17 protein-coding genes are annotated in these 19,368 nt (G+C 48.6%); 6 read left to right on the top strand and 11 right to left on the bottom strand.

From position 1 onward, the window contains the following. Positions 1-8 precede the first annotated feature (8 nt). The 11 genes from MOX91_RS05070 to MOX91_RS05020 form a co-directional block, all read right to left on the bottom strand. Positions 9-1,154, bottom strand: a complete 1,146-nt coding sequence (locus tag MOX91_RS05070; protein ID WP_370396999.1) for a complex I subunit 1/NuoH family protein — start codon at positions 1,152-1,154, stop codon at positions 9-11. After that, positions 1,147-2,808: an NADH-quinone oxidoreductase subunit G gene (locus tag MOX91_RS05065; RefSeq protein WP_370396998.1), complete on the bottom strand. Its 1,662-nt coding sequence runs from the start codon at positions 2,806-2,808 to the stop codon at positions 1,147-1,149. The genes MOX91_RS05070 and MOX91_RS05065 overlap by 8 nt, the downstream gene beginning before the upstream one ends. Positions 2,809-2,810: 2 nt before the next feature. Further along, positions 2,811-4,175 (bottom strand): NADH-quinone oxidoreductase subunit NuoF, encoded by a 1,365-nt coding sequence (gene nuoF, locus MOX91_RS05060; RefSeq protein ID WP_370396997.1) that lies wholly within the window; start codon positions 4,173-4,175, stop codon positions 2,811-2,813. 4 nt (positions 4,176-4,179) lie between these two features. Beyond that, the gene (locus MOX91_RS05055) at positions 4,180-4,728 is read right to left on the bottom strand and encodes an NADH-quinone oxidoreductase subunit NuoE family protein (RefSeq protein ID WP_370396996.1); all 549 of its coding nucleotides are present in this window, start codon (positions 4,726-4,728) and stop codon (positions 4,180-4,182) included. Positions 4,729-4,746: 18 nt separating this feature from the next. Beyond that, on the bottom strand, positions 4,747-5,973 hold the full coding sequence (gene nuoD / locus MOX91_RS05050) for an NADH dehydrogenase (quinone) subunit D (protein ID WP_370396995.1): 1,227 nt from the start codon (positions 5,971-5,973) through the stop codon (positions 4,747-4,749). Between the two features lie 13 nt (positions 5,974-5,986). Continuing rightward, positions 5,987-6,580 carry an NADH-quinone oxidoreductase subunit C gene (locus tag MOX91_RS05045; protein ID WP_370396994.1) on the bottom strand — a complete coding sequence of 198 codons (594 nt, stop codon included), beginning with the start codon at positions 6,578-6,580 and terminating at the stop codon, positions 5,987-5,989. A gap of 12 nt (positions 6,581-6,592) precedes the next feature. Next, positions 6,593-7,099, bottom strand: a complete 507-nt coding sequence (nuoB, locus tag MOX91_RS05040; RefSeq protein ID WP_370396993.1) for an NADH-quinone oxidoreductase subunit NuoB — start codon at positions 7,097-7,099, stop codon at positions 6,593-6,595. Between the two features lie 448 nt (positions 7,100-7,547). Then, positions 7,548-9,275, bottom strand: a complete 1,728-nt coding sequence (locus tag MOX91_RS05035; RefSeq protein ID WP_370396992.1) for a sodium:solute symporter — start codon at positions 9,273-9,275, stop codon at positions 7,548-7,550. Positions 9,276-9,343: 68 nt separating this feature from the next. After that, positions 9,344-10,039, bottom strand: a complete 696-nt coding sequence (araD, locus tag MOX91_RS05030) for an L-ribulose-5-phosphate 4-epimerase AraD (RefSeq protein ID WP_370396991.1) — start codon at positions 10,037-10,039, stop codon at positions 9,344-9,346. Further along, positions 10,036-11,700, bottom strand: coding sequence for a ribulokinase (locus tag MOX91_RS05025; RefSeq protein ID WP_370396990.1), 1,665 nt, complete (start codon positions 11,698-11,700; stop codon positions 10,036-10,038). Before MOX91_RS05025 ends, araD begins: the two co-directional genes overlap by 4 nt. Before the next feature lie 173 nt (positions 11,701-11,873). Next, positions 11,874-12,596, bottom strand: coding sequence for a 3'-5' exonuclease (locus tag MOX91_RS05020; RefSeq protein WP_370396989.1), 723 nt, complete (start codon positions 12,594-12,596; stop codon positions 11,874-11,876). A gap of 235 nt (positions 12,597-12,831) precedes the next feature. On the opposite strand from MOX91_RS05020, the gene trpE reads away from it, so the two are divergent. The 6 genes from trpE to trpA are packed head-to-tail and all read left to right on the top strand — an operon-like array spanning position 12,832 to position 19,284. Further along, a complete protein-coding gene (trpE, locus tag MOX91_RS05015; RefSeq protein ID WP_370396988.1) occupies positions 12,832-14,322 on the top strand; it encodes an anthranilate synthase component I in 1,491 nt (496 codons plus the stop codon). Between the two features lie 14 nt (positions 14,323-14,336). Beyond that, positions 14,337-14,912 (top strand): anthranilate synthase component II, encoded by a 576-nt coding sequence (locus tag MOX91_RS05010; RefSeq protein WP_370396987.1) that lies wholly within the window; start codon positions 14,337-14,339, stop codon positions 14,910-14,912. Then, positions 14,909-15,931, top strand: coding sequence for an anthranilate phosphoribosyltransferase (gene trpD, locus MOX91_RS05005; RefSeq protein WP_370396986.1), 1,023 nt, complete (start codon positions 14,909-14,911; stop codon positions 15,929-15,931). The genes MOX91_RS05010 and trpD overlap by 4 nt, the downstream gene beginning before the upstream one ends. Then, positions 15,928-16,704, top strand: coding sequence for an indole-3-glycerol phosphate synthase TrpC (gene trpC, locus MOX91_RS05000; RefSeq protein ID WP_370396985.1), 777 nt, complete (start codon positions 15,928-15,930; stop codon positions 16,702-16,704). The genes trpD and trpC overlap by 4 nt, the downstream gene beginning before the upstream one ends. Further along, positions 16,701-18,485, top strand: coding sequence for a tryptophan synthase subunit beta (trpB, locus tag MOX91_RS04995; protein WP_370396984.1), 1,785 nt, complete (start codon positions 16,701-16,703; stop codon positions 18,483-18,485). Before trpC ends, trpB begins: the two co-directional genes overlap by 4 nt. Beyond that, positions 18,478-19,284 (top strand): tryptophan synthase subunit alpha, encoded by an 807-nt coding sequence (gene trpA, locus MOX91_RS04990; protein ID WP_370396983.1) that lies wholly within the window; start codon positions 18,478-18,480, stop codon positions 19,282-19,284. The genes trpB and trpA overlap by 8 nt, the downstream gene beginning before the upstream one ends. The last annotated feature ends 84 nt before the right edge of the window (positions 19,285-19,368 follow it).

The following is a 19,368-nucleotide window of genomic DNA, read 5'->3' as shown; positions in this document are numbered from 1 at the left end:
AAAAATCCTTATTTAACAAATGCCGCCAACAGCAAATAAAATACCAAATTTGCAACCGCCAGCGGCAGAAGTTTACCCCACCCCAAATTCATGACGTGGTCGTATCTAAACCGCGGAAGCGTCCAACGCACCCACACGAAGAAAAATATCATAAACGCTATTTTTGCAAGGAAGGTCAGAGTTGCCAAAACCGCAGTAATCCAACCCCAGTCCGTCGGGTATGAAAGCCCCGGAAGAGGACTCCACGCTCCGAGGAAAATGCAGATGAAAAGCGAAGAGCCAAGCACCATGTGCCCGTATTCTCCCACGAAGAACAAGCCGAACTTGAAGCTTCCATATTCGGTGTGAAATCCGCTTACCAAGTCTGTTTCGGATTCCGCCATGTCGAACGGCTGGCGGTTTGTCTCCGCAAACAATGCAACAAGAAAGAGAAACGCCGAAAGCGGGAACATAAAGCAGTTCCACATCGAAGACTGCGACAAGCCCAGTTCAAAAAGGCTGAGGGGGCTTTCACAATTCGGAGCTATCCAAATAATGACAGGCACAAGGGAAAGAACCATCGTAAGCTCGTAGCTTATCATCTGCGCCGACGCCCTTATCGCGCCCATGTAAGAATATTTTGAATTTGAAGACCAGCCCGCCAAGACCGCGCCGTAAACGCCCAAAGACCCAAGCGCAAGCACAAACAAAAGCGACAAGTCGAAGTCGGCGGCGGCAAGCGCATGCGGGCTTCCGTCATACATGAAAAATCCGAACGGGATTGCGCAAGAGGCAATCAAAACGGGCGCAAGCGACATAACGGGAGCAACCGTAAACCAAAACTTGTTGACGTGCGAAGGCAAAGGCTCTTCCTTGAACAAGAATTTCAAGCCGTCCGCCGCGAGCTGCATAAGCCCCGCCCTTTGCAAAAATCTTCCGACAAACGGAATAAACATAACGTACGGAATAAACGTGCGGCAAGGACCATACCGCCCCTGAATGAAAGCGGCAACCTTTCTTTCGACAACCACGCTTAAAGCCGCAAAGCACATTACAACGCCAATCGCCGCAAAACCGAAAAGAATTTTCAGCAATACGTCAATAAAGCCAATCGACGAAGTCTGCGCCGCGCCGCTTTGCGCCGCAAGTGTTGACAATAAAAACAAACTATTCATTTTCTTGTAGAGCTTGGGTTTCGGGGAACTTCACGGCGTCAAACTTTTTGCCGTCGAGCAAAAGCCCCGTTGAGGGAATGTCGCAAATGCCGCTTAGCATTTCGATTTTTGATGAAATCAGCTTGCGCAGAGCCTGCACGGAAGGAGCTTTAAATTCGCTTTGGCTTAGCGCATTTATAAATTTTGAAAACAGGCTTATTTCGCACACTGCGCTTTCGGGCGCATCAACCGCGCGTTCAAAAACTTGCGCCCTGAACTGCCTGTTTACGAATATGCCCGATTTTTCAAACACCGAAGCGGTTGGAATTGCAACTTTCGCCCTCTGCGCGGTTTCCGAATCCAACACGCCGCAATAGACAATGTTCGCGGTTTTGAAATCCTTTTCGTCCAAACCGAGAGCGCACAAGTCTTCGCCGCAAACCACTACGCTTTCTATGTCCCCGCGCCTTATGTCGTCTGCAAGATTTTTTAAATCGGACTTAGGATATTCAGAAACCAGCCCCGTAATGAACAAGCCGCGCATATTCGGAGTCCTGTCCGCCGAAAGAAGCTTGCCGTCGTCTTCGCCAAGATGGGAGGCAGCGTAAATTTTCGAGTTAGTCAAGTCCGCAAATTCTTTCAGAATGAACTGCTCTTCAAGGCTTAAACGCGCGCTTGCAACAACAGCCATGCGGCCGCTTGCCGCCATGACTTCAACCGCCCTGCTTACCGCGTAGGAAGTAGAGCATGGAGTACCGTCAACCCTCGCGGTTTTAAGGCGCATTTCAGAATCCAAAATACGGTATTCGTATCTGGCAGAATCGGTTGACCACGCGTCGTTTACAAAGGGATTTGAGCGCGGAGTTATCCTGTAAACCTTGTTTGAGCGCGACCACACTTTTGTGTTTATGCCCGCACTCGATTCCGTTGCAACGGAGTTTGCGACTTTCAAAAACCAAGTGCGCATTTTAAAGCGGAACGCGCTTTCTGTCAGCGCGCCCACGGGACATCCGTCAACAATATTCAAAAGATAATTTGAATCCCTGCCGTCGTCCCCGTAAACTGAGATTTCGTTTCTTGAGCCGCGCTTTGAAAATCCCAAAACGTCCCTGCCGACAATTTCGCGGCAAGTGCGTATGCATCTGGAACAAAGTATGCACCTTTCGGCGTCCAAAATCACCTTTCCGCCGCCAATCGAAACTTTTTTGGGCTTTACGTTCTTGTCTTCCACGAACCTGCTTTTGCAGTTTCCGAAAGCCTGCGAGTATTCCTGAAGCTTGCATTCGCCCGCCTTGTCGCATATCGGGCAGTCGAGGGGATGGTTTGCCAAAATAAATTCCAGCACGCCTTGGCGCGCCTTTACGACGCGCTCGGAATTGGTTATGACGTGCATACCCTCGCTAACTTTCGTGCCGCATGCTATCGCGAGCTTGGGCATAAAAGCAATTTTTTGCGAGCCGTCGGGGTTTTTGACAAGCTCTCCTGTCGCCCTGTCGCGGGCGGGAGTGCCGACCGAAACCAAACAAAGCCTGCAAGAACCCGCTATCGGCAAATTCGGATGGTAGCAAAAATGCGGAATTTCCACGCCCGAAATTCTTGCCGCTTCAATTACGTTTAGACCGGCAGGCACTTGAAAGTCGTCGCCGTTTATGTTTATGTTTACCAAGTCCGCCATAATTAAATCAACCTGTAAGAATTTTTATCCAAACGAGCTTCGCCCTCTCCCGCGAGCTGGCGCGAAATTTTTGCCATGTACTCGTCTTTGAATTTGGCGACATTGCTCTGGACGGGCCACGCCATGCCTTCGCCGTGTGCGCAAATGGTATGCCCGCAAATATTGTCTGCAAGGCTCATCAGAAGTTCTGGGTCTTCAAGCCTGCCGCCACCCGAGCAAATGCGCTTCGTGATTTTTGAAATCCACAAAGAGCCTTCCCTGCACGGCGTGCACTGACCACAGCTTTCGTGCGCGTAAAAGGCGTTCAAATTCGCCATTGCTTCAACCATGTCAACGGTGTTGTCCATAACGATAATACCGGCCGAGCCAAGCGCGGTGCCGCAAGACATAAGAGACGGGGCTGAAAGCGGAATGTCCTCAACCTTCAATTCCTTGACTGAACCGTCTGGCTGTTTTATGTCGAACTTCTCGCCCCACTTCAAAATTTTCATTGAAGAACCGCCGGGAATTATCGCCTTGAAAGTCCTGCCCGCAAAAGGTCCACCGCAAACATCGTACAACATCTCGCCCAAAGTGCATGCGCCCGATTCGATTTCGTACCGCCCGGGCTTCTGAACTTGTCCGCTAACGCCCCAGACATAGGTGCCGGGGTCGTTCGGAACGCCGATTTTTGAAACCGCTTCGCCGCCGATTTTAAATATGTACGGGACATAGCAAAGGCTCTTTACGTTGTTTACGACAGTCGGGCAATCGTAAAGCCCCATTACTGCGGGAAAGTAAGGCGGCTTAATGCGCGGATATGCCCTCTTGCCCGCCAAAGAAGAGATAAGCCCCGTTTCCTCGCCGCAAATGTAGCAGCCCGCGCCGCGCGTGATGTTAATTTCGCAGGAATAGCCCGAACCGCAGACGTTTTCGCCCACATATCCTTTTGCGCGCGCTTCCTTTACAGCCTCGATTAAAATTCTGTATCCGTTTATGTATTCGCCCCTTATGTAAATAAACGCCTGTTTCGCATTTATCGCGAAAGCGGCGCACATGATGCCTTCAATGAGCTGGTGGGGATCTTTGTAAATTATCTCGCGGTCAACGCACGTTCCGGGTTCGGACTCGTCGGCGTTGCAAACCAAATAGATGGGCTTTCCACTTTTTCTGTCCAAAAATTTCCATTTCATGCCCATCGGAAAGCCCGCGCCGCCCCTGCCTTTTATGCCCGACTTCAAAACCTCGTCGCAAAGCTCCTGCCTGTCCCGCTTTACGGCTTCTTTCAAGACCTGATAGCCGCCGTCGGCTTCATAGCACTCGATGGAAGCGTTCCAATCGGGAATGTCGATGTGGCGATAAAGAATTCTTTTTTCCTGAACTGCCATAAAATTATCCTTTGTATTCGGGCGAATTAAAGTCTGCGCCCTGCGGACGCTCGAATGCCGAAACCGAATTTAACTTGCCCGCCAAGTCGTCCGCTTTAAGCTGCTCCACAAACTTTTCTGCATCCTGCGGATTCAAGCCGTCATAAAGCTTGTCGTTTACCTGTACGTTTGCGCCCTTTACGCAGTTGCCCAAGCATTCGACAAATTCGAGAGTGTAAACCCCCTTTGTACCGTTTATGGGGCAATCGACAAGCTCCGATATTTTGTTCGCCAAATCTATCGAACCCGCCAATGCACAAGACAAGGTCCTGCAAACCTTGATGTGGATTCTGCCGCGCGGCTTGTCGGAAAACATCGGGTAAAAAGAGAGCATTCCGTAAACTTCCACGGGCTGAACCCCTAATTTCTTAGCGGCATAATTTATGGCATCGTCATCAAAATAGCCGAAATGCTCCTGAATGAGATGCATAAGCATCATCGCGGCGGAACGCTTTACGGGGTATTCCGCAATAATGGCGTCCGCGCGTTTTTCCAAATCTTGTGAAATTTCCATGTCAGTGTCGCTTAAAAATTACCTGTCGCATTCTCCCAAAACGAAGTCCAAAGACCCTAAAATTACGGGAACGTCGGTTATGTGATGCCCCGGCATTATTTTCGGCAGAATGCTCAAACTTACGAACGAAGGCCCTTTGATGCGAACTCTGTACGGCACGCCGCCCCCGCCGCTCATTATGAAAAATCCGAGCGCGCCCTTGGGATTTTCAGCCTCGAAATAAGCTTCGCCCTTGGGCAGATTTGGTCCTTCGGTGGTCAATACAAAGTTTGAAATCAAAGACTCCATTTGCGTCAGCACGCTACGCTTTTCGGGAGCAAAAATTTTGGGGTCGTCAACGTGCCATGCGCCCTTTGGCATTTTGTCTATTACCTGGCGAATAATCCTTATGCTCTGGCGCATTTCCTCCATTCTTACAAGCCACCTGTCGTAGGCGTCGCCCTTGGTACCGACGGGAATATCGAATTCGTAATTTTCATATCCCAAATAGGGATTGTCTTTTCTGATGTCGCTTTCGACGCCCGAACCGCGGAGATTAGCCCCCGTAAGCCCCCAGTTTATCGCTTCTTCGCGCGAAATCACCGCTATTTCCTCGGTTCTGTCGATAAATATGCGGTTGCGCGTTATGAGGCTGTCCATTTCGTCAAGAGCGGGCAAAAACTGGTTTGCAAAACTTGCAACGTCGCCAAGCCAGCCTTCGGGTATATCTCTTGCAAGCCCGCCTATTCTCGCGTAAGAGCAGGTAAGCCTTGCGCCCGTCAAACGCTCAAAGAGTGTGTAAAGCTTTTCGCGCTGTGTGAATGCGTACATGAAAACAGTCCATGCCCCCGCGTCCATGCCGTAAACGCCTACGCCTATCAAATGGCTTGCAATTCTTGAAAGCTCGCAGCACAAGACCCTGATTGCCTTGCAGCGTTCGGGAACTTCAATTCCCGCAATTTTTTCCGCGCAGGTTGCGAAAGCCACGTTGTTGCAAAGGGGCGCAAGATAGTCCAAGCGGTCAGTGTAAGGTATGAACTGGTTGTAAGTCATGTTTTCCGCAACCTTTTCAGAGCCTCTGTGCAAATATCCGATGACGGGATTGCATTTTGTGATTATATCACCGTCAAGCTCAAACACCATGCGAAGCACGCCGTGCGTGGACGGATGCGAAGGCCCCATGTTGACAATCATGCGCTCGCCGATTTCGCCGCATTCAGCCATTGCCGCAACGTCTTTTACATCTATGATTTTTTCTTCTTTCATACGCGCGTGGAAATTATTTTTGTTCACGGCTTCTCGGCTCTTTGCAAGCCGCAAATTTTGCGCCGGGTTCGCTGTGGAAAGGTCCGCCTTCCATGGGGGCGGGCTTTACAAACATCGGATCGTCGCCAACCGCGTCCTCATAAGTGTCGGGCAAAGTCGATTCGCGCCCCGCGAGAGGGAAATCCTTGCGAAGCGGATGCCATTCGTACTTGTCCCACATCAAAATTCTGCGCAAGTCGGGATGCCCTTCAAAGATAATTCCCATCATGTCAAAGGCTTCGCGCTCAAACCAATTTGCGTTTGCAAAAATATCGGAAATGGATTGTAGCTTGGGAGTTTCCGCGCTTTCAGCAAAAGAAGCAAGGCGCAAGTAATACTTGCCTTTCATCGAATAAAAATGATAAACGCAGCCAAAGCGGCGCGGGGCATCTTCGCCCATATCGACGGAAGCGATGTCGCAAAGGCTGTCGAACGAAAAGTCGCTTTTCAAAACCGAAACAGCCTCTTTAAGATTTTGCGGAGGGCAGTCAAAAGCCGCAATGCCGTCCCGACCCCCTTCGCGGACTTTCAAGAACGGCATTTTTGTTAAAATTTCATCTGCATTCATCTTAAAAACTTTCTACTGGACAGCTTTGAACAAATTTTTTGCGGAATGTTCGGTCTTTATCTTTTCCTGAAGCTTTATCAGAGCATCGAGCAAAGCTTCGGGACGCGGCGGACAGCCCGCAAGATAAACGTCAACGGGAATTATTTTATCCAAGCCCTGCAACGTGGAGTAAGTGCGGAACATTCCGCCCGAACAAGCGCACGCGCCCATGGCAATTACCCATTTGGGATTTGCCATCTGGTCGTAAATTCGCTTGACCGCGCCCGCCTGCTTGTAAGTCACTGTTCCCGCTACAATCATGCAGTCGCTCTGCCTCGGCGAAAAACGCATGACTTCCGCGCCAAACCTGCCGATGTCGAACCTCGAACCGCCGACGCCCATAAGTTCAATGGCGCAACATGCCAGCCCCATGGGCTGAGGCCAGATGGAATTTGCTCTAACCCAGTTAATTACGGCATCAAGTTTTGAAAAAACAATGCCTTGCTCCTGAAATGTTTCTAAATGATCAGACGTCGCCATATAAAAATTATTGGAAAACAAATGTACCACTTCCCCCCTCCCTTTCAACAAAAAAATGGAATAAGCCCAAGAAGCGAAAAAATCCATAAAACCGAAAATTTCAGATTTAAAACGCGCATTGAAATTATCACGCTTATTTGCTTTCTTTTAGGCGGATTTCCCCGATTTTCAGCGCAAAAAGACGCGTATTAGAAAATCAAAACGAATATTACTGTAAATTGAATACGCTTCCCAAAAAAGGAAAATCTCCTTTCAGGGAAACGCAAAAAAATCCTTTAATGCAATACCACGCACTCGATAGTTCGGCAAAAGGAAAAACCGCTTAACATCTCCCATAAAGCGCATTCCACGGATTTCCATAGCCGCATAAAAAAATGGCACCGAAAACGCCGATGCCATCTTTTGATTTTCAATTCTACGCCTTTAAAGCGTCGGAAATTTTTATACTTTATGAAAGCCAGAACGAGAAGTACAAGTACATTCCCAAGACGCCAAGGAAAATCAAGCCCGCAAAAATCTTGTTCGACCAATCCCAAGAATCTTCGATTTCCTTTTTCGCCTGCTTGTCGGACAAAAGCCACGCGTACGTAAGCCCCGTTGTCTTTTCAGAAGCGGGCGCGGGACGCATCTTGCTTGCAAATATAATAACAACGATGCTAAACAAGAACAAAACGCCCGTCGCGTAATAAGCATTGAAGTCGCCAATCTGCGATAGCACGGGAACGTCGATTTTTTCCTTGCCGAAGAATGTTTGTATGGTGAGCTTTGCCATGCCCGCCACAAAGCCCAAAACCAAGCCCGCAATCGCGCCAAATTCGTTCATTCTCTTCCAGAAAATGGCAAGAAGGAACACCGCGGCAATGGCGGGAGCGATAAAGCCCTGAACATTTTGCAAATACGGGAACAATCCGCCGCTTGCAACCTGCTTCATGATGGGAATCCAAATCATGCCGATGCCGACAACGACGACTGTCGCAATTCTGCCTGCGTTTACATAGTACTTTTGAGTTTTGCCTTTTACGATTTTTTTGTAAATATCGTCGGTAAAGAGTGCCGCAGAAGAATTAAACAATGAAGCCAAAGAGCTCATGAGCGCCGCCAACAAGCAGGCGACAATCAAGCCCCTGAACCAGTGCGGCAAAAGCGTGGTCACAAGCATCGGGAAAACCGCGTCGCCCATAATCTGACCTTCTGCGTCGATTGAGAGCTTGAATTTTTCGGGATTTAAGTCAAACAACGCCCAGCCAATCATGCCCGGGATAAGAAAAATGAGAACGGGTGTTATTTTAAGAAGCCCGCCGAAAAGCGCACCCTTGCGGGCGATTTCCAAATTCTTTGCGGAAAACGTGCGCTGAACAATATATTGGTCGGTGCACCAGTACCAGATGCCGATGATGGGGGAAGCTATCAATACGGCAAGCCACGGGAAAGTGGGATCTGAAAGCGGACGCCACAATGCGAAATCCCCCGCCTTTGTTTTTGCAGAGTCAATCAAGGCGTTCCAACCGCCTGTTATGGTCGAGTCAAAACCCTCTTTCATTCCGCCCAACTCGGACAAGCCGAAGTATGTGATGAGAGCGGAACCCAAAATCAAGATTACCGCCTGCGGAGTGGCTGTGTAAAGAATGGCCTTCATGCCGCCAAAAACAGTGTAAATGCCTGTCAATATAACGGTTGCGAACGCGCCGACCCAGAACGCGTTTTCAACAGAACCGAAAGTATCGCCCAAAAACGCACCAAATACTATTGCTCCCGCATAGACAGTTACGCTGACTTTTGTAAAGATGTATGCAACCAAAGAGACGACAGAAAGAAGCCATCTTGTTTTGGAGCCAAAGCGTTTTTCCAAAAATTCGGGTATCGTTGAAACGCCCGCCTTGTAATAAAAAGGCACGAATACATAGGCAAGCAGAATGAGAACCCATGCGTGCATTTCCCAGTGCGCCATCGCCATGCCAGAATTTGCGCCCGCGCCCGCCAAGCCGACTATGTGCTCCGAACCGATGTTTGCGGTAAATATTGATGCACCTATCGTGAGCCAGCCCGCGTTTCTGCCCGCCAAAAAGTAGTCTTCAGTCGATTTTTGACCGCGCCCGCTCCACCAGGCTACAAGTCCGATAATTACGAAATAGGCGGCAATAACCAGCCAGTCCTGCCAATTTATAATCTCTTGCATACTCAATATTATTTGTTAAAAGTTAAAAAACAAAATATGCCGAAAAAAATTCTCTTTCAAGGCAAAAATCAAATTTGTCCGTAATAGGCGTTTTTGCCGTGCTTGCGCAAAAAGTGCTTGTCTTTCAGCTCTTCCGAAATTCTTGCGGCCGATGGATTTAGCGACAGCGTTTTTAGTGCCATATCCGCGCAAATTTCCAAAGCCTTTGCGTTTTCGACTGCCTTTTTGCCGCTGTTTCCCCAAACAAAAGGCGCATGCCAAGCAACCAAAACAGCCTGCATTTCATCGGGATTTAAATTCAGCTTTTTGAAAGTTTCGACAATAACAAGCCCCGTGTTCTTTTCGTACTCAGAAGCAATTTCATCAGCCGTCATCGGGCGCGTTACAGGAATGTCGCCATAAAAATAGTCGGAATGTGTCGTGCCGAAGGCGGGAATTGGCATAAGAGCCTGCGCAAAGGCGGTTGCCGCCCTTGAATGGGTGTGGACCATGGCGCGCACTCCGAACGCCTTGAAAATTTCTACATAGGTCGGAGTGTCGCTTGAAGGGCGCAAATTTCCGTCAACAACCTTGCCGTTTAAATCGACAATTACCATGTCTTCGGGAGTCAGCTTTTCATAGTCAACCCCGCTCGGCTTTATGGCAAAAACGCCGCGCTCCTTGTCGAAAACCCCGACATTTCCGAAGGTCATATCCACAAGTTTTGATTGCGGCAACATTTTGTTTGCGACGCACGCCTCCGCTCTTATGTCTTCAAATTTCATTTTCTCGCCTCTTCTTTGATTTTCAAAAGATCTTTCATCACGTTTGCCAAGCTTTCAGTTTTTACGCCGCCGAAAGCGTCGTGAATCTGCCTGTATAACCCGAAGAGTTTTGCGTAAACTTCGACATTTTCGGGTATTGGCTTATAAACCTTGTCCTTAAACGAAACCATTTTCGACTGCGCTTCGGAAAAGCCGCCGTAAACGCCCGAAGCCACCGCAGCCCCGATAGCCGCCCCAAGCGCGCAAGTCTGAAAGCTTTTTGCAATATAAATTTCTCGGTTAAAGACGTCTGAATAAATCTGCATTGTCATCTCGTCTTTTTGCGCGATGCCGCCGCAGCAAACGACCTTTTTGATTTCCACTCCGTTTTCTTCAAACCTGTCGATTATGATTTTTGCGCCGTACGCCGTGGCTTCTATCAAGGCGCGGTAGATTTCAGCTGCAGTTGTGTGCAAAGTCTGCCCCATAACAAGCCCCGTCAAACGCTGGTCAACCAAAACGGTGCGGTTGCCGTTGTTCCAGTCGAGGGCAAGCAGCCCCGCCTCGCCGGGTTTTTGTGAAATTACTTCTTCCCTGAATTTCTTGAAAGCGGAGCCGTCGTTTCCAAGCAGGACTTCAATCCACCATTTAAAGATGTCGCCAACCGCCGACTGCCCCGCTTCCAAACCGTAGCAATTCGGCAAAATCGAGCCGTTTACAATTCCGCAAATGCCCTTTATGTCGGGAAGCTTTGAATCCGCCGATTTTACGGTGCAGTCGCAAGTGCTTGTGCCGACAGCCTTTACAAGCACGCCCTCCGAAACTCCGCTTGCGATTGAGCCGTAGTGGACGTCGAACTCGCCAATGGCGATTGCAATTCCCTCCTTCAAGCCTAACTTTTCCGCCCACTCTGCGCACAAATATCCCGCAACAGTATCGGCTGAATAGGCTTTTGAATACAAATTTTCCTTTAATTTTGCAAGCTTCGGGGAAAGAGCCGACAAAAATTCGCCGTCGGGAAGCCCGCCCCACTCTTCGCAATAAAATGCCTTGTGCCCCGCCGCGCAAACGCCGCGCTTGATTTCAAGCGGATTTTTCACGCCCGCCAAAACCGACGGAATCCAGTCGGCGATTTCAGCCCACGAAAACGCGGCGTCAAAAACTTTTTCATCTACGTTCAAGCAGTGCCAAATTTTGCTCCACCACCATTCGGAAGAATAAACTCCGCCGCATTTTGCCAAATATTGCGGGCGGATTTTAGAAGCAAGAGCAGTTATTTTTTCGGCTTCCGAAATAGAAGTGTGGTCTTTCCAAAGCCAACACTGGGCGTTTAAATTATTTTTAAATTCATCGGTTTCGCCAAGCGGAGAATTGTCCCTGCAAAGGGGAAGCGGCGAGGAGCCCGTGGTGTCAACGCCTATGCCGCAAACGCTGTCTGCGGAAAAATCCTTGCAATTTTTAGAAGCTTCGCTTAGGGCATCCCTTATCGTAATCTCCAAGCCTTTCAGATAATCTGCGGGCTTTTGGCGCGCAAGATTTGCGTCTTTTGCGTCAATCAAAACGCCCTGAAAGCCACTTTCGTAATTATAAACTCCGGAGCCAAGCTCGCGCCCGTTCGAGCAATCGACAACGACCGCGCGACACGAATTGGTCCCGTAATCAACCCCTATTGTAGTTTTCATAATATCTCCTGAATTTTAAGCCTCGAACAAACAATAATCATGCAGTCTTAACAGACTGTTTCTTTTTTATGATATTATTTTTACTTTTCAAAGATTGAATTGTAAAGCCGGCGTTTATATTACAGTAAAATAAAACGCAAAAACGCCCTGCAAAAAACAAAGATGACCTCGAATCAACACCAAAACTTCGAGCGCAACTTTTCAAAGAAGCGTCTTACAATGCCGCGCTTGTCTTCCCTCGGCTTTTCAGGCTCCAAGACATAGCCGTGCTCGAAAAGCTTTTCGACTTCCAAATACAAAATCCTGCTTGCCCAAGCGTCGGTTGCGGCGTAAGAAATCTGCTTTTTTGAAAGTTCCTCCGCCGCCCAGTTGCTCATTTGCGCGCTTTTTGAAATCCTAAGCCCCGTAAAAAGCGAAAGCAAATTTCTAAGCCCGGTATTTACTATTCCAACCTGCCGCGTCTTGACGCTTATATCCTCAAAGCCCGCGGGAGTAAAGTCGCGCAAAGCCTTCAAGTTCGCGATGTCTCCATTTACGGCAACCCCGACTTTTTTTATGACCGGATTTTCCAATATAGAAAATACCTTTTCAATGGCAGAACCAATGTTTGCGAGCCTGAAAATCCAGACCTTTTCCGCTCCGCCTATTTGCAGGATTGAAACGGGATAAGAAAAACCCTTTTTGAAGCTCGGGCGCGACTCGGTGTCAAAACCCAAAAGAGTTTCCTTTGAAATTTCCAAAACCGCCGATTGCGCCTCCTCTTCGGAATTTACCAGCACAATGTCGCCCTTGTAAGACGCCATGGGAAGCTCCGCCACGATTTCTGATGGAATGCGGCGCGGGAACATACAGGCTATTTCTTGGGCGGCTTCTTGCACGGCTATTTTATTTTGCAAACTAAATTTGTCGATTTTTTTAATATAGCATACGTTCGCGTTTTTTTTCAAAGAAAAAATTTTTTAAAAAAATATTTGACAACACAAACATCAAAAGTCTAAAAAATAAGCCATTAAAAAAATCACAAACATGTTTAACTCTTGGTGGACAAAGTCGAAGGTCGCATAACGGTTTAATTCAAATTAAAGCGGTGGCGGCCTTTTGTATTTTGGCCGCTTTTTTTGTGTCCAAATTATGAAACCTGCATTAGAAGAATTCAAAAAATATTCGCAAAACCACAATGTAATTCCCGTTTACGCCGAACTTCTGGCGGACGTCGAAACGCCCGTATCGGCTTTTTCAAAAATAGCCGAACGCGAAGACGCCTTTCTTTTGGAAAGCGCGGAAAATGCCAACGACTACGGCAGATACTCCTTTATCGGATTTGAGCCGAAAGCAGTTTTTGAAGCAGACGAAGGGAAGTCTGTTTTGAAATTCAAAGACGGGAGAGTTTTTACGTCTGAAGGTACGCAGTCTCCGCTAAGCCCGCTTCGCTCCTATTTAAAAACGAGAAACGCCGCTGAAATAGAGGGGCTTCCGAGATTTTTCGGCGGAGCCGCGGGATATTTCAGCTATGAAACCGTAAACTTGTTTGAACGCCTGCCAAAACCCAAAAACGCAACCGCGTTCAAAACCGCGCGCCTTGGAATTTTCGACGAGCTTGCGATTTTCGACAACATTCGCCACACGATAAAAATTTTAGTCTGCGCCCACACCGACGAATTTGATACGCCCGAAGCCGCATATAACCACGCTTGCAAGCGTATCGAACGCCTTATAAAAATCTTCCACGAAAGCGCGAAAATTTCGTTTTGCGAAAATTCAAAGCCGATAAAATTCGTCTCGAATATGCCAAAAGACGACTTTCTTGAAATCGTCGATAAGGCAAAGGAATACATTAAACAGGGAGAAATCATACAAGTCGTGCTTTCGCAGGAATTTTCAAGCGACGCCGATGTCGATGCCCTTTCGGCATACAGGGCGTTGAGATTTATAAATCCATCGCCTTACATGTTCTGCTTTAAGAGCGGGAACAACGCGCTTGTCGGCTCCTCCCCCGAAACGCTCGTCCGCCTTGAAAACGGAAAAGTCTTCACAAGCCCGATTGCAGGAACTCGCAAAAGGGGCAAAAACGAAGCCGAAGACATCGCGCTTGCAGACGAACTTCTATCAGACGAAAAAGAGCGCGCCGAACACCTGATGCTTGTGGATTTGGGCAGAAACGACATTTCAAAAGTCTGCGTTGCAGGAAGCGTGCAAGTTAGTGAATATATGTCAATACGCAGATATTCGCACGTCATGCACCTCGTAAGCCAGGTTGAAGGCGAAGCCAAAAAAGGAATTGACGCCTTCGACGTTCTTGCCGCGACATTCCCCGCAGGCACTCTTTCCGGTGCGCCGAAAGTCCGCGCAATGCAGATAATAAACGAACTTGAACCCTCCGCAAGGGGCGCATACGGCGGCTGTGTGGGCTACATCGGCTACAATGGGCAAATGGACATGGCAATCACCATACGCACCCTGCAAATCACAGACGGCAAGCTGTCGGTGCGCGCGGGGGCGGGCATAGTTTACGACAGCGAAAGCGAAAAGGAATACGAAGAGACGCGCTCAAAGGCAAGAGCAGTGGCGCGCGCGATTGAAGCGGCAAGCAGGCTTACTCTGGACGTCGAATTGTTTTCGTAATAGAAAGGATTTTTATGATTTTGCTAATTGATAACTACGACTCTTTTTCATATAACCTCGTCCATTTTTTGGAAACGCTCGGCGAACCCGTGAAAGTTCTTAGAAATGACGAAATGACGGCGGAGGAAATGCTATCACTAAATCCCGACGCGGTTTTGATTTCGCCCGGACCCAGCAATCCCGACAACGCGGGGGTATGCCTTGAAATGGTAAGCCTCTGCGCCCAAAGAAAAATAAGCCTGTTCGGTGTCTGCCTTGGAATGCAAACAATAGCGCAGGCTTTGGGTGGAGAAATCGTCGGCGCAAAGAAAATAATGCATGGCAAGATTTCAAAAATCGAACACAACTTTCAAGGCGTCTTCAAGGGGCTTCCCTCCCCTTTAAGCGTCGTTAGATACCACAGCCTCGCGGTAAATTCCGCGAATTTGCCCGACTGCCTCGAAATAACCGCAACAGCCGAAGACGGCGAAATCATGGCTCTGAAACACAAAACTCTTCCCATCGAAGGCGTGCAGTTCCACCCCGAAAGCATCATGACTTCGGGCGGCAAACGCCTTCTTGCAAACTTCGTTAATTCGATAAAAAAATGAAAACGCTCGAAGCCGTAAAAAAAATAAGCATATCAAAAGAAAACTTGACGCGGGCTGAATCGGCGGAAGTCTTCGACGAGATAATGTCAGGCGTTGTTCCAGAAGCCATAACGGCGTCGTTTCTCGTTGCGCAAAACATGAAGGGCGTATCCATCGAAGAGCTCGTTGGAGCCGCCATGGCAATCAGGAAGAAGGCGGCTTTCATAAACACGAGCGCGCATCCTGCCATCGACACCTGCGGCACGGGCGGTGACGGAGCCGACACCTTCAACATATCGACAACCGCCGCATTCGTGGCGTCGGGCGCGGGAGCGTATGTCGCAAAACACGGCGGACGTTCTGTTTCAAGCAAATGCGGCTCCGCGGACGTGCTGTCGGAACTCGGGGTAAATATAGACGCACACCCCACCGTGATGGAACACTGCCTGCAAGAAAACGGCATTGCGTTTCTATTCGCGCAAAAGATGCACCCCGCCTTTAAATACGCAACGCCCGTCAGGAAACTGCTTGGCTTCCGCACAATCTTCAACATGCTGGGGCCTCTCGTAAATCCCGCAGGCGCAAAGGGACAGCTCTTGGGCGTTTTCGACGCAAAGCTTACCGAAACTTTCGCGCAGGCTCTGCAAAGGCTCGGCTCTTCCCGCGCATTGATAGTGCATAGCGCGGACGGACTCGACGAAATAGGAGTTTCCGCCCCCACACGCATAAGCGAGCTTCGCGGCGGAGAGATTAAAACCTACGAATTCCGCCCCGAAACAATAATCGGAAAAACGGGCGACAATTCCGAAATAAAAGGCGGCGACGCCCGCGAAAATGCAAAGAGACTGCGCCTTATTCTCGAAAACAAAGATTTCTCCTCGGCGCGCGACATTGTGCTTTTAAACGCGTCAGGCGCAATAATATCGGCGGGGCTTGCCGACGATTTTAAATCTGCCTATGCACTCGCGGAAAACTCGCTTTCATCGGGCAAGGCTCTCGAAAAACTTGAAAAACTCATTGAATTTTCAAACGCAAAATGAACATACTTGATAAAATTTTAGAAAAGAAAAAAATCGAAGTCGAACTGCGGAAAAAAAGCTTCCCGATTGAAAAGCAGATGCTAAAAGACGCGCCGTTAAGAGCGTCATTTAAAGACGCGCTAACGCAAAAAAACTCAAAGCCCGCCATCATAGCGGAACTGAAAAAAGCGTCGCCATCAAGAGGAGTCATACGCGAAAACTTCGACCCCGAAACCCTCGCAAGAGGGCTTGAAAAGTCAGGGGCAAGCGCGCTTTCCGTCCTGACCGAAAAAAACTTCTTTCTTGGAAGCTTGGATAACCTGAAAATTGCAGTATCACAAGTAAAAATCCCGATTTTAAGAAAAGATTTTATTTTCGACCCATACCAGCTTCTTGAAGCAAAACTATTCGGCGCAAGCGCGGCTCTTCTCATCGCAAGAATGCTCAAAAAAGACGAATTAAAACGCCTCATCGACTTCGCAAGGGAAATAGAGTTAGACATTTTGACCGAAACGCACAGCGCGGAAGAAATCGAAATTGCAACCGAATGCGGGGCTGAAATCATCGGCGTAAATTCGCGCGACCTTGCGACGTTCAAAACGGACTTGTCGGCAGTTTCAGACCTGTTGAATTTAATCCCGAATAACTGCAAAAAAGTTGCGGAAAGCGGAATAAACACCCATGAAGAGCTTGAATTTATGTTTAAAGCAAAAGCCGACGCCTGCCTGATAGGCGGGGCGTTGATGGAAGCTGCAAATCCGCCCGAAAAATTAAAAAATCTGCTCGGCTTATGAAAATAAAAATTTGCGGCATAAAAACCATTGAAGCGGCGCAAGCCGCGCAGGCAGGCGGCGCGGACTTTATCGGGCTCATATTCGCCGAAAATTCTCCGCGCAAAATTGAAACGCAAGAAGCCGAAAAGATTTCAAAAAGCCTAAAAGGCGCAAAGCTTGTCGGTGTTTTTCAAAACCAAAGCGAAGATTTTATTTTGAAAATCCAAAAAAGCCTAAACCTTTTTGCAATACAGCTCCATGGAAACGAAGACGAAGCATTCGCGGCATCTCTCGCAAAAAAAACAAAGGCGAAAATATGGAAGGCATTTTGCCTTGAAAGCGAAAGCGACGTAAACGCCGCCGCCAAATTCCCCGCCGAAATAATCGTGGCGGACGCAAGACAGGGCGGTTCGGGCAAAACATCGAACTGGGATTTGGCAGGCAGGCTATCCTCGATGAAAAAGCTTGTTTTGGCGGGAGGAATTTCATCTAAAAACGCAAAAGAAGCCTTTAAAAAAGCAAGACCTTACGCCCTCGACTTGAACAGCTCGCTGGAAGACAAAAGAGGTGAAAAAAATATTTCAAAAATCATAACGACAATGAATGCACTAAAAAAATCCGACAAAACCCGCTATGGAATATACGGCGGAACATACGTTGCGGAAACGCTCGCAGAACCTCTGCGCGAACTTGAAGAAACGTTCGCAAAAGCAAAAAAATCCGCAAAATTCAAGGCGGAATTCAACGCCCTTTTAAAGGACTACGTTGGGCGCCCCTCGCCGCTTTACTTCGCCAAAAGGCTCACGGAATACTGCGGCGGCGCAAACATCTACTTGAAGCGCGAAGACCTAAACCATACGGGGGCGCACAAAATAAACAACGCCTTGGGACAGGCTCTTCTTGCCAAGCAAATGGGCAAAACACGCCTAATCGCAGAAACAGGGGCGGGAATGCACGGGGTCGCAACCGCAACCGTCGCCGCCCTCTTGGGCTTTGAATGCGACGTCTTTATGGGAAGCGAAGACATCGCCCGCCAAGCCCCGAATGTCGATAGAATGAAAATGCTCGGCGCAAACTTAATTTCCGTAAACGCGGGGAGCGCGACTTTAAAAGACGCGATGAACGAAGCCCTGCGAAACTGGGTCGCAACCTGCCAAAACACTTTCTACGTCATAGGAACTGCGGCAGGGCCATACCCCTATCCGCAAATCGTGCGCCACTTCCAGTCGATAATCGGGAGGGAAGCCAAAGCCCAAAGCCTGAAAGCTTTCGGAAAACTTCCGGACGAAGCAATCGCCTGCGTTGGCGGCGGAAGCAATTCAATAGGACTTTTCAGCGCGTTTTTGGACGATAAAGAAGTCGCAATAACGGGCGTTGAAGCGGGCGGCGAAGGCATCGAAACGGGAAGGCACGCGGCAAGCTTAAACGCGGGAAGCGTCGGAGTTTTGCACGGCAACAAAACCTACCTTTTGCAGGACGAATTCGGGCAAATAAAAAACACGCATTCAGTCTGCGCAGGTTTAGACTACCCCGGCATAGGTCCCGAACACGCCTATTTAAGAGACATCGGAAGAGTGAAATACGAAGTCATAAACGACGACGAAGCAGTGGAAGCCTTCCAACTTTTGTGCAGGCTTGAAGGGATAATCCCCGCCCTCGAATCCTCGCACGCAGTCGCTCAGGCGATAAAAAACGCAAAAAAACGCCAAAAGGGCGAAAACATTGTCGTATGCCTTTCGGGAAGGGGCGACAAGGATATGGAAAGCGTAATGAATTATCTGAAAGGCAAAAAAAATGATTAGTCAAACATTCAAAAATTTAAAAGACAAAAACCGCGCGGCACTTGCCCTGTTTGTAACCTGCGGCGACCCGAATATAGGCTTTACCGAAAGGCTCGTCGAGGCAATCTCAAAAAACGGCGCGGACATAATAGAACTCGGCGTCCCGTTTTCCGACCCCATGGCGGACGGCAAGACAATCCAAGAAGCAAGCAACAGAGCGTTACAGTCGCAGACAAACATTCTGCAAATTCTGGACATGGTAAAAAGGCTGAGGGCAAAAGGCGTAAAAACCCCGTTTATCATATTCGGATACTTCAACACATTCCTGCAAATCGGCTTGGAAGAACTCGCCCTGCGCACAAAAAATTCGGGGGCAAACGCATGGCTTGTTGCCGACCTTCCGCTTGAAGAAAGCGGGGAAGTCGTTCCCGTCCTAAAAGAAAACGGTTTGGACTTCATCGCAATAGCCTCCCCCACAACTCTGCTAAAAAGAGTAAAAAAGATTTCGCAAACAGGCTCGGGATTTTTATACTATGTGACAGTCGCGGGAGTGACGGGCATAAGGGACAAACTTCCCGAAGGCTTTGCAAAACGCCTGAAAGACGTGCGCGAAGCATCAGAACTGCCCGTCGGCGCAGGCTTTGGCATTTCAAATTTTGAAAGCGCGCACCTTGCGGCAATGAACGCCGACTGCGTGATTGTGGGCAGCAAGCTCGTCGATTTAGTCTATAAAACCCGCATCGAAGACGGGGAAGACAAGGCAATCGAAAACGCCATTAATTTCGTAAAAACCCTCTCAAGCGCAATGCAAAGAGACTGATTTTTGCGAAAGCAAAACCAAGCCACTAAAAATACCATAAAAGAAAAGATGACGCCATAAAAGACGCCATCTTTTTTTACTCCC

The sequence above is a fragment of the Intestinicryptomonas porci genome, from assembly GCF_033971905.1.
Classification (GTDB): Bacteria; Verrucomicrobiota; Verrucomicrobiia; order Opitutales; family Intestinicryptomonadaceae; genus Intestinicryptomonas; species Intestinicryptomonas porci.
Note: the sequence above shows the minus strand (reverse complement) of the source record. Positions and strands in the feature narration are given on the sequence as shown.

Excerpts from the sequence above, each read along its gene's own strand:
- MOX91_RS05070 (WP_370396999.1), bottom strand. The coding sequence starts at position 1,154 with ATGAATAGTTTGTTTTTATTGTCAACACTTGCGGCGCAAAGCGGCGCG.
- MOX91_RS05065 (WP_370396998.1), bottom strand. The coding sequence starts at position 2,808 with ATGGCGGACTTGGTAAACATAAACATAAACGGCGACGACTTTCAAGTG.
- nuoF (WP_370396997.1), bottom strand. The coding sequence starts at position 4,175 with ATGGCAGTTCAGGAAAAAAGAATTCTTTATCGCCACATCGACATTCCC.
- MOX91_RS05055 (WP_370396996.1), bottom strand. The coding sequence starts at position 4,728 with ATGGAAATTTCACAAGATTTGGAAAAACGCGCGGACGCCATTATTGCG.
- nuoD (WP_370396995.1), bottom strand. The coding sequence starts at position 5,973 with ATGAAAGAAGAAAAAATCATAGATGTAAAAGACGTTGCGGCAATGGCT.
- MOX91_RS05045 (WP_370396994.1), bottom strand. The coding sequence starts at position 6,580 with ATGAATGCAGATGAAATTTTAACAAAAATGCCGTTCTTGAAAGTCCGC.
- nuoB (WP_370396993.1), bottom strand. The coding sequence starts at position 7,099 with ATGGCGACGTCTGATCATTTAGAAACATTTCAGGAGCAAGGCATTGTT.
- MOX91_RS05035 (WP_370396992.1), bottom strand. The coding sequence starts at position 9,275 with ATGCAAGAGATTATAAATTGGCAGGACTGGCTGGTTATTGCCGCCTAT.
- araD (WP_370396991.1), bottom strand. The coding sequence starts at position 10,039 with ATGAAATTTGAAGACATAAGAGCGGAGGCGTGCGTCGCAAACAAAATG.
- MOX91_RS05025 (WP_370396990.1), bottom strand. The coding sequence starts at position 11,700 with ATGAAAACTACAATAGGGGTTGATTACGGGACCAATTCGTGTCGCGCG.
- trpE (WP_370396988.1), top strand. The coding sequence starts at position 12,832 with ATGAAACCTGCATTAGAAGAATTCAAAAAATATTCGCAAAACCACAAT.
- MOX91_RS05010 (WP_370396987.1), top strand. The coding sequence starts at position 14,337 with ATGATTTTGCTAATTGATAACTACGACTCTTTTTCATATAACCTCGTC.
- trpD (WP_370396986.1), top strand. The coding sequence starts at position 14,909 with ATGAAAACGCTCGAAGCCGTAAAAAAAATAAGCATATCAAAAGAAAAC.
- trpC (WP_370396985.1), top strand. The coding sequence starts at position 15,928 with ATGAACATACTTGATAAAATTTTAGAAAAGAAAAAAATCGAAGTCGAA.
- trpB (WP_370396984.1), top strand. The coding sequence starts at position 16,701 with ATGAAAATAAAAATTTGCGGCATAAAAACCATTGAAGCGGCGCAAGCC.
- trpA (WP_370396983.1), top strand. The coding sequence starts at position 18,478 with ATGATTAGTCAAACATTCAAAAATTTAAAAGACAAAAACCGCGCGGCA.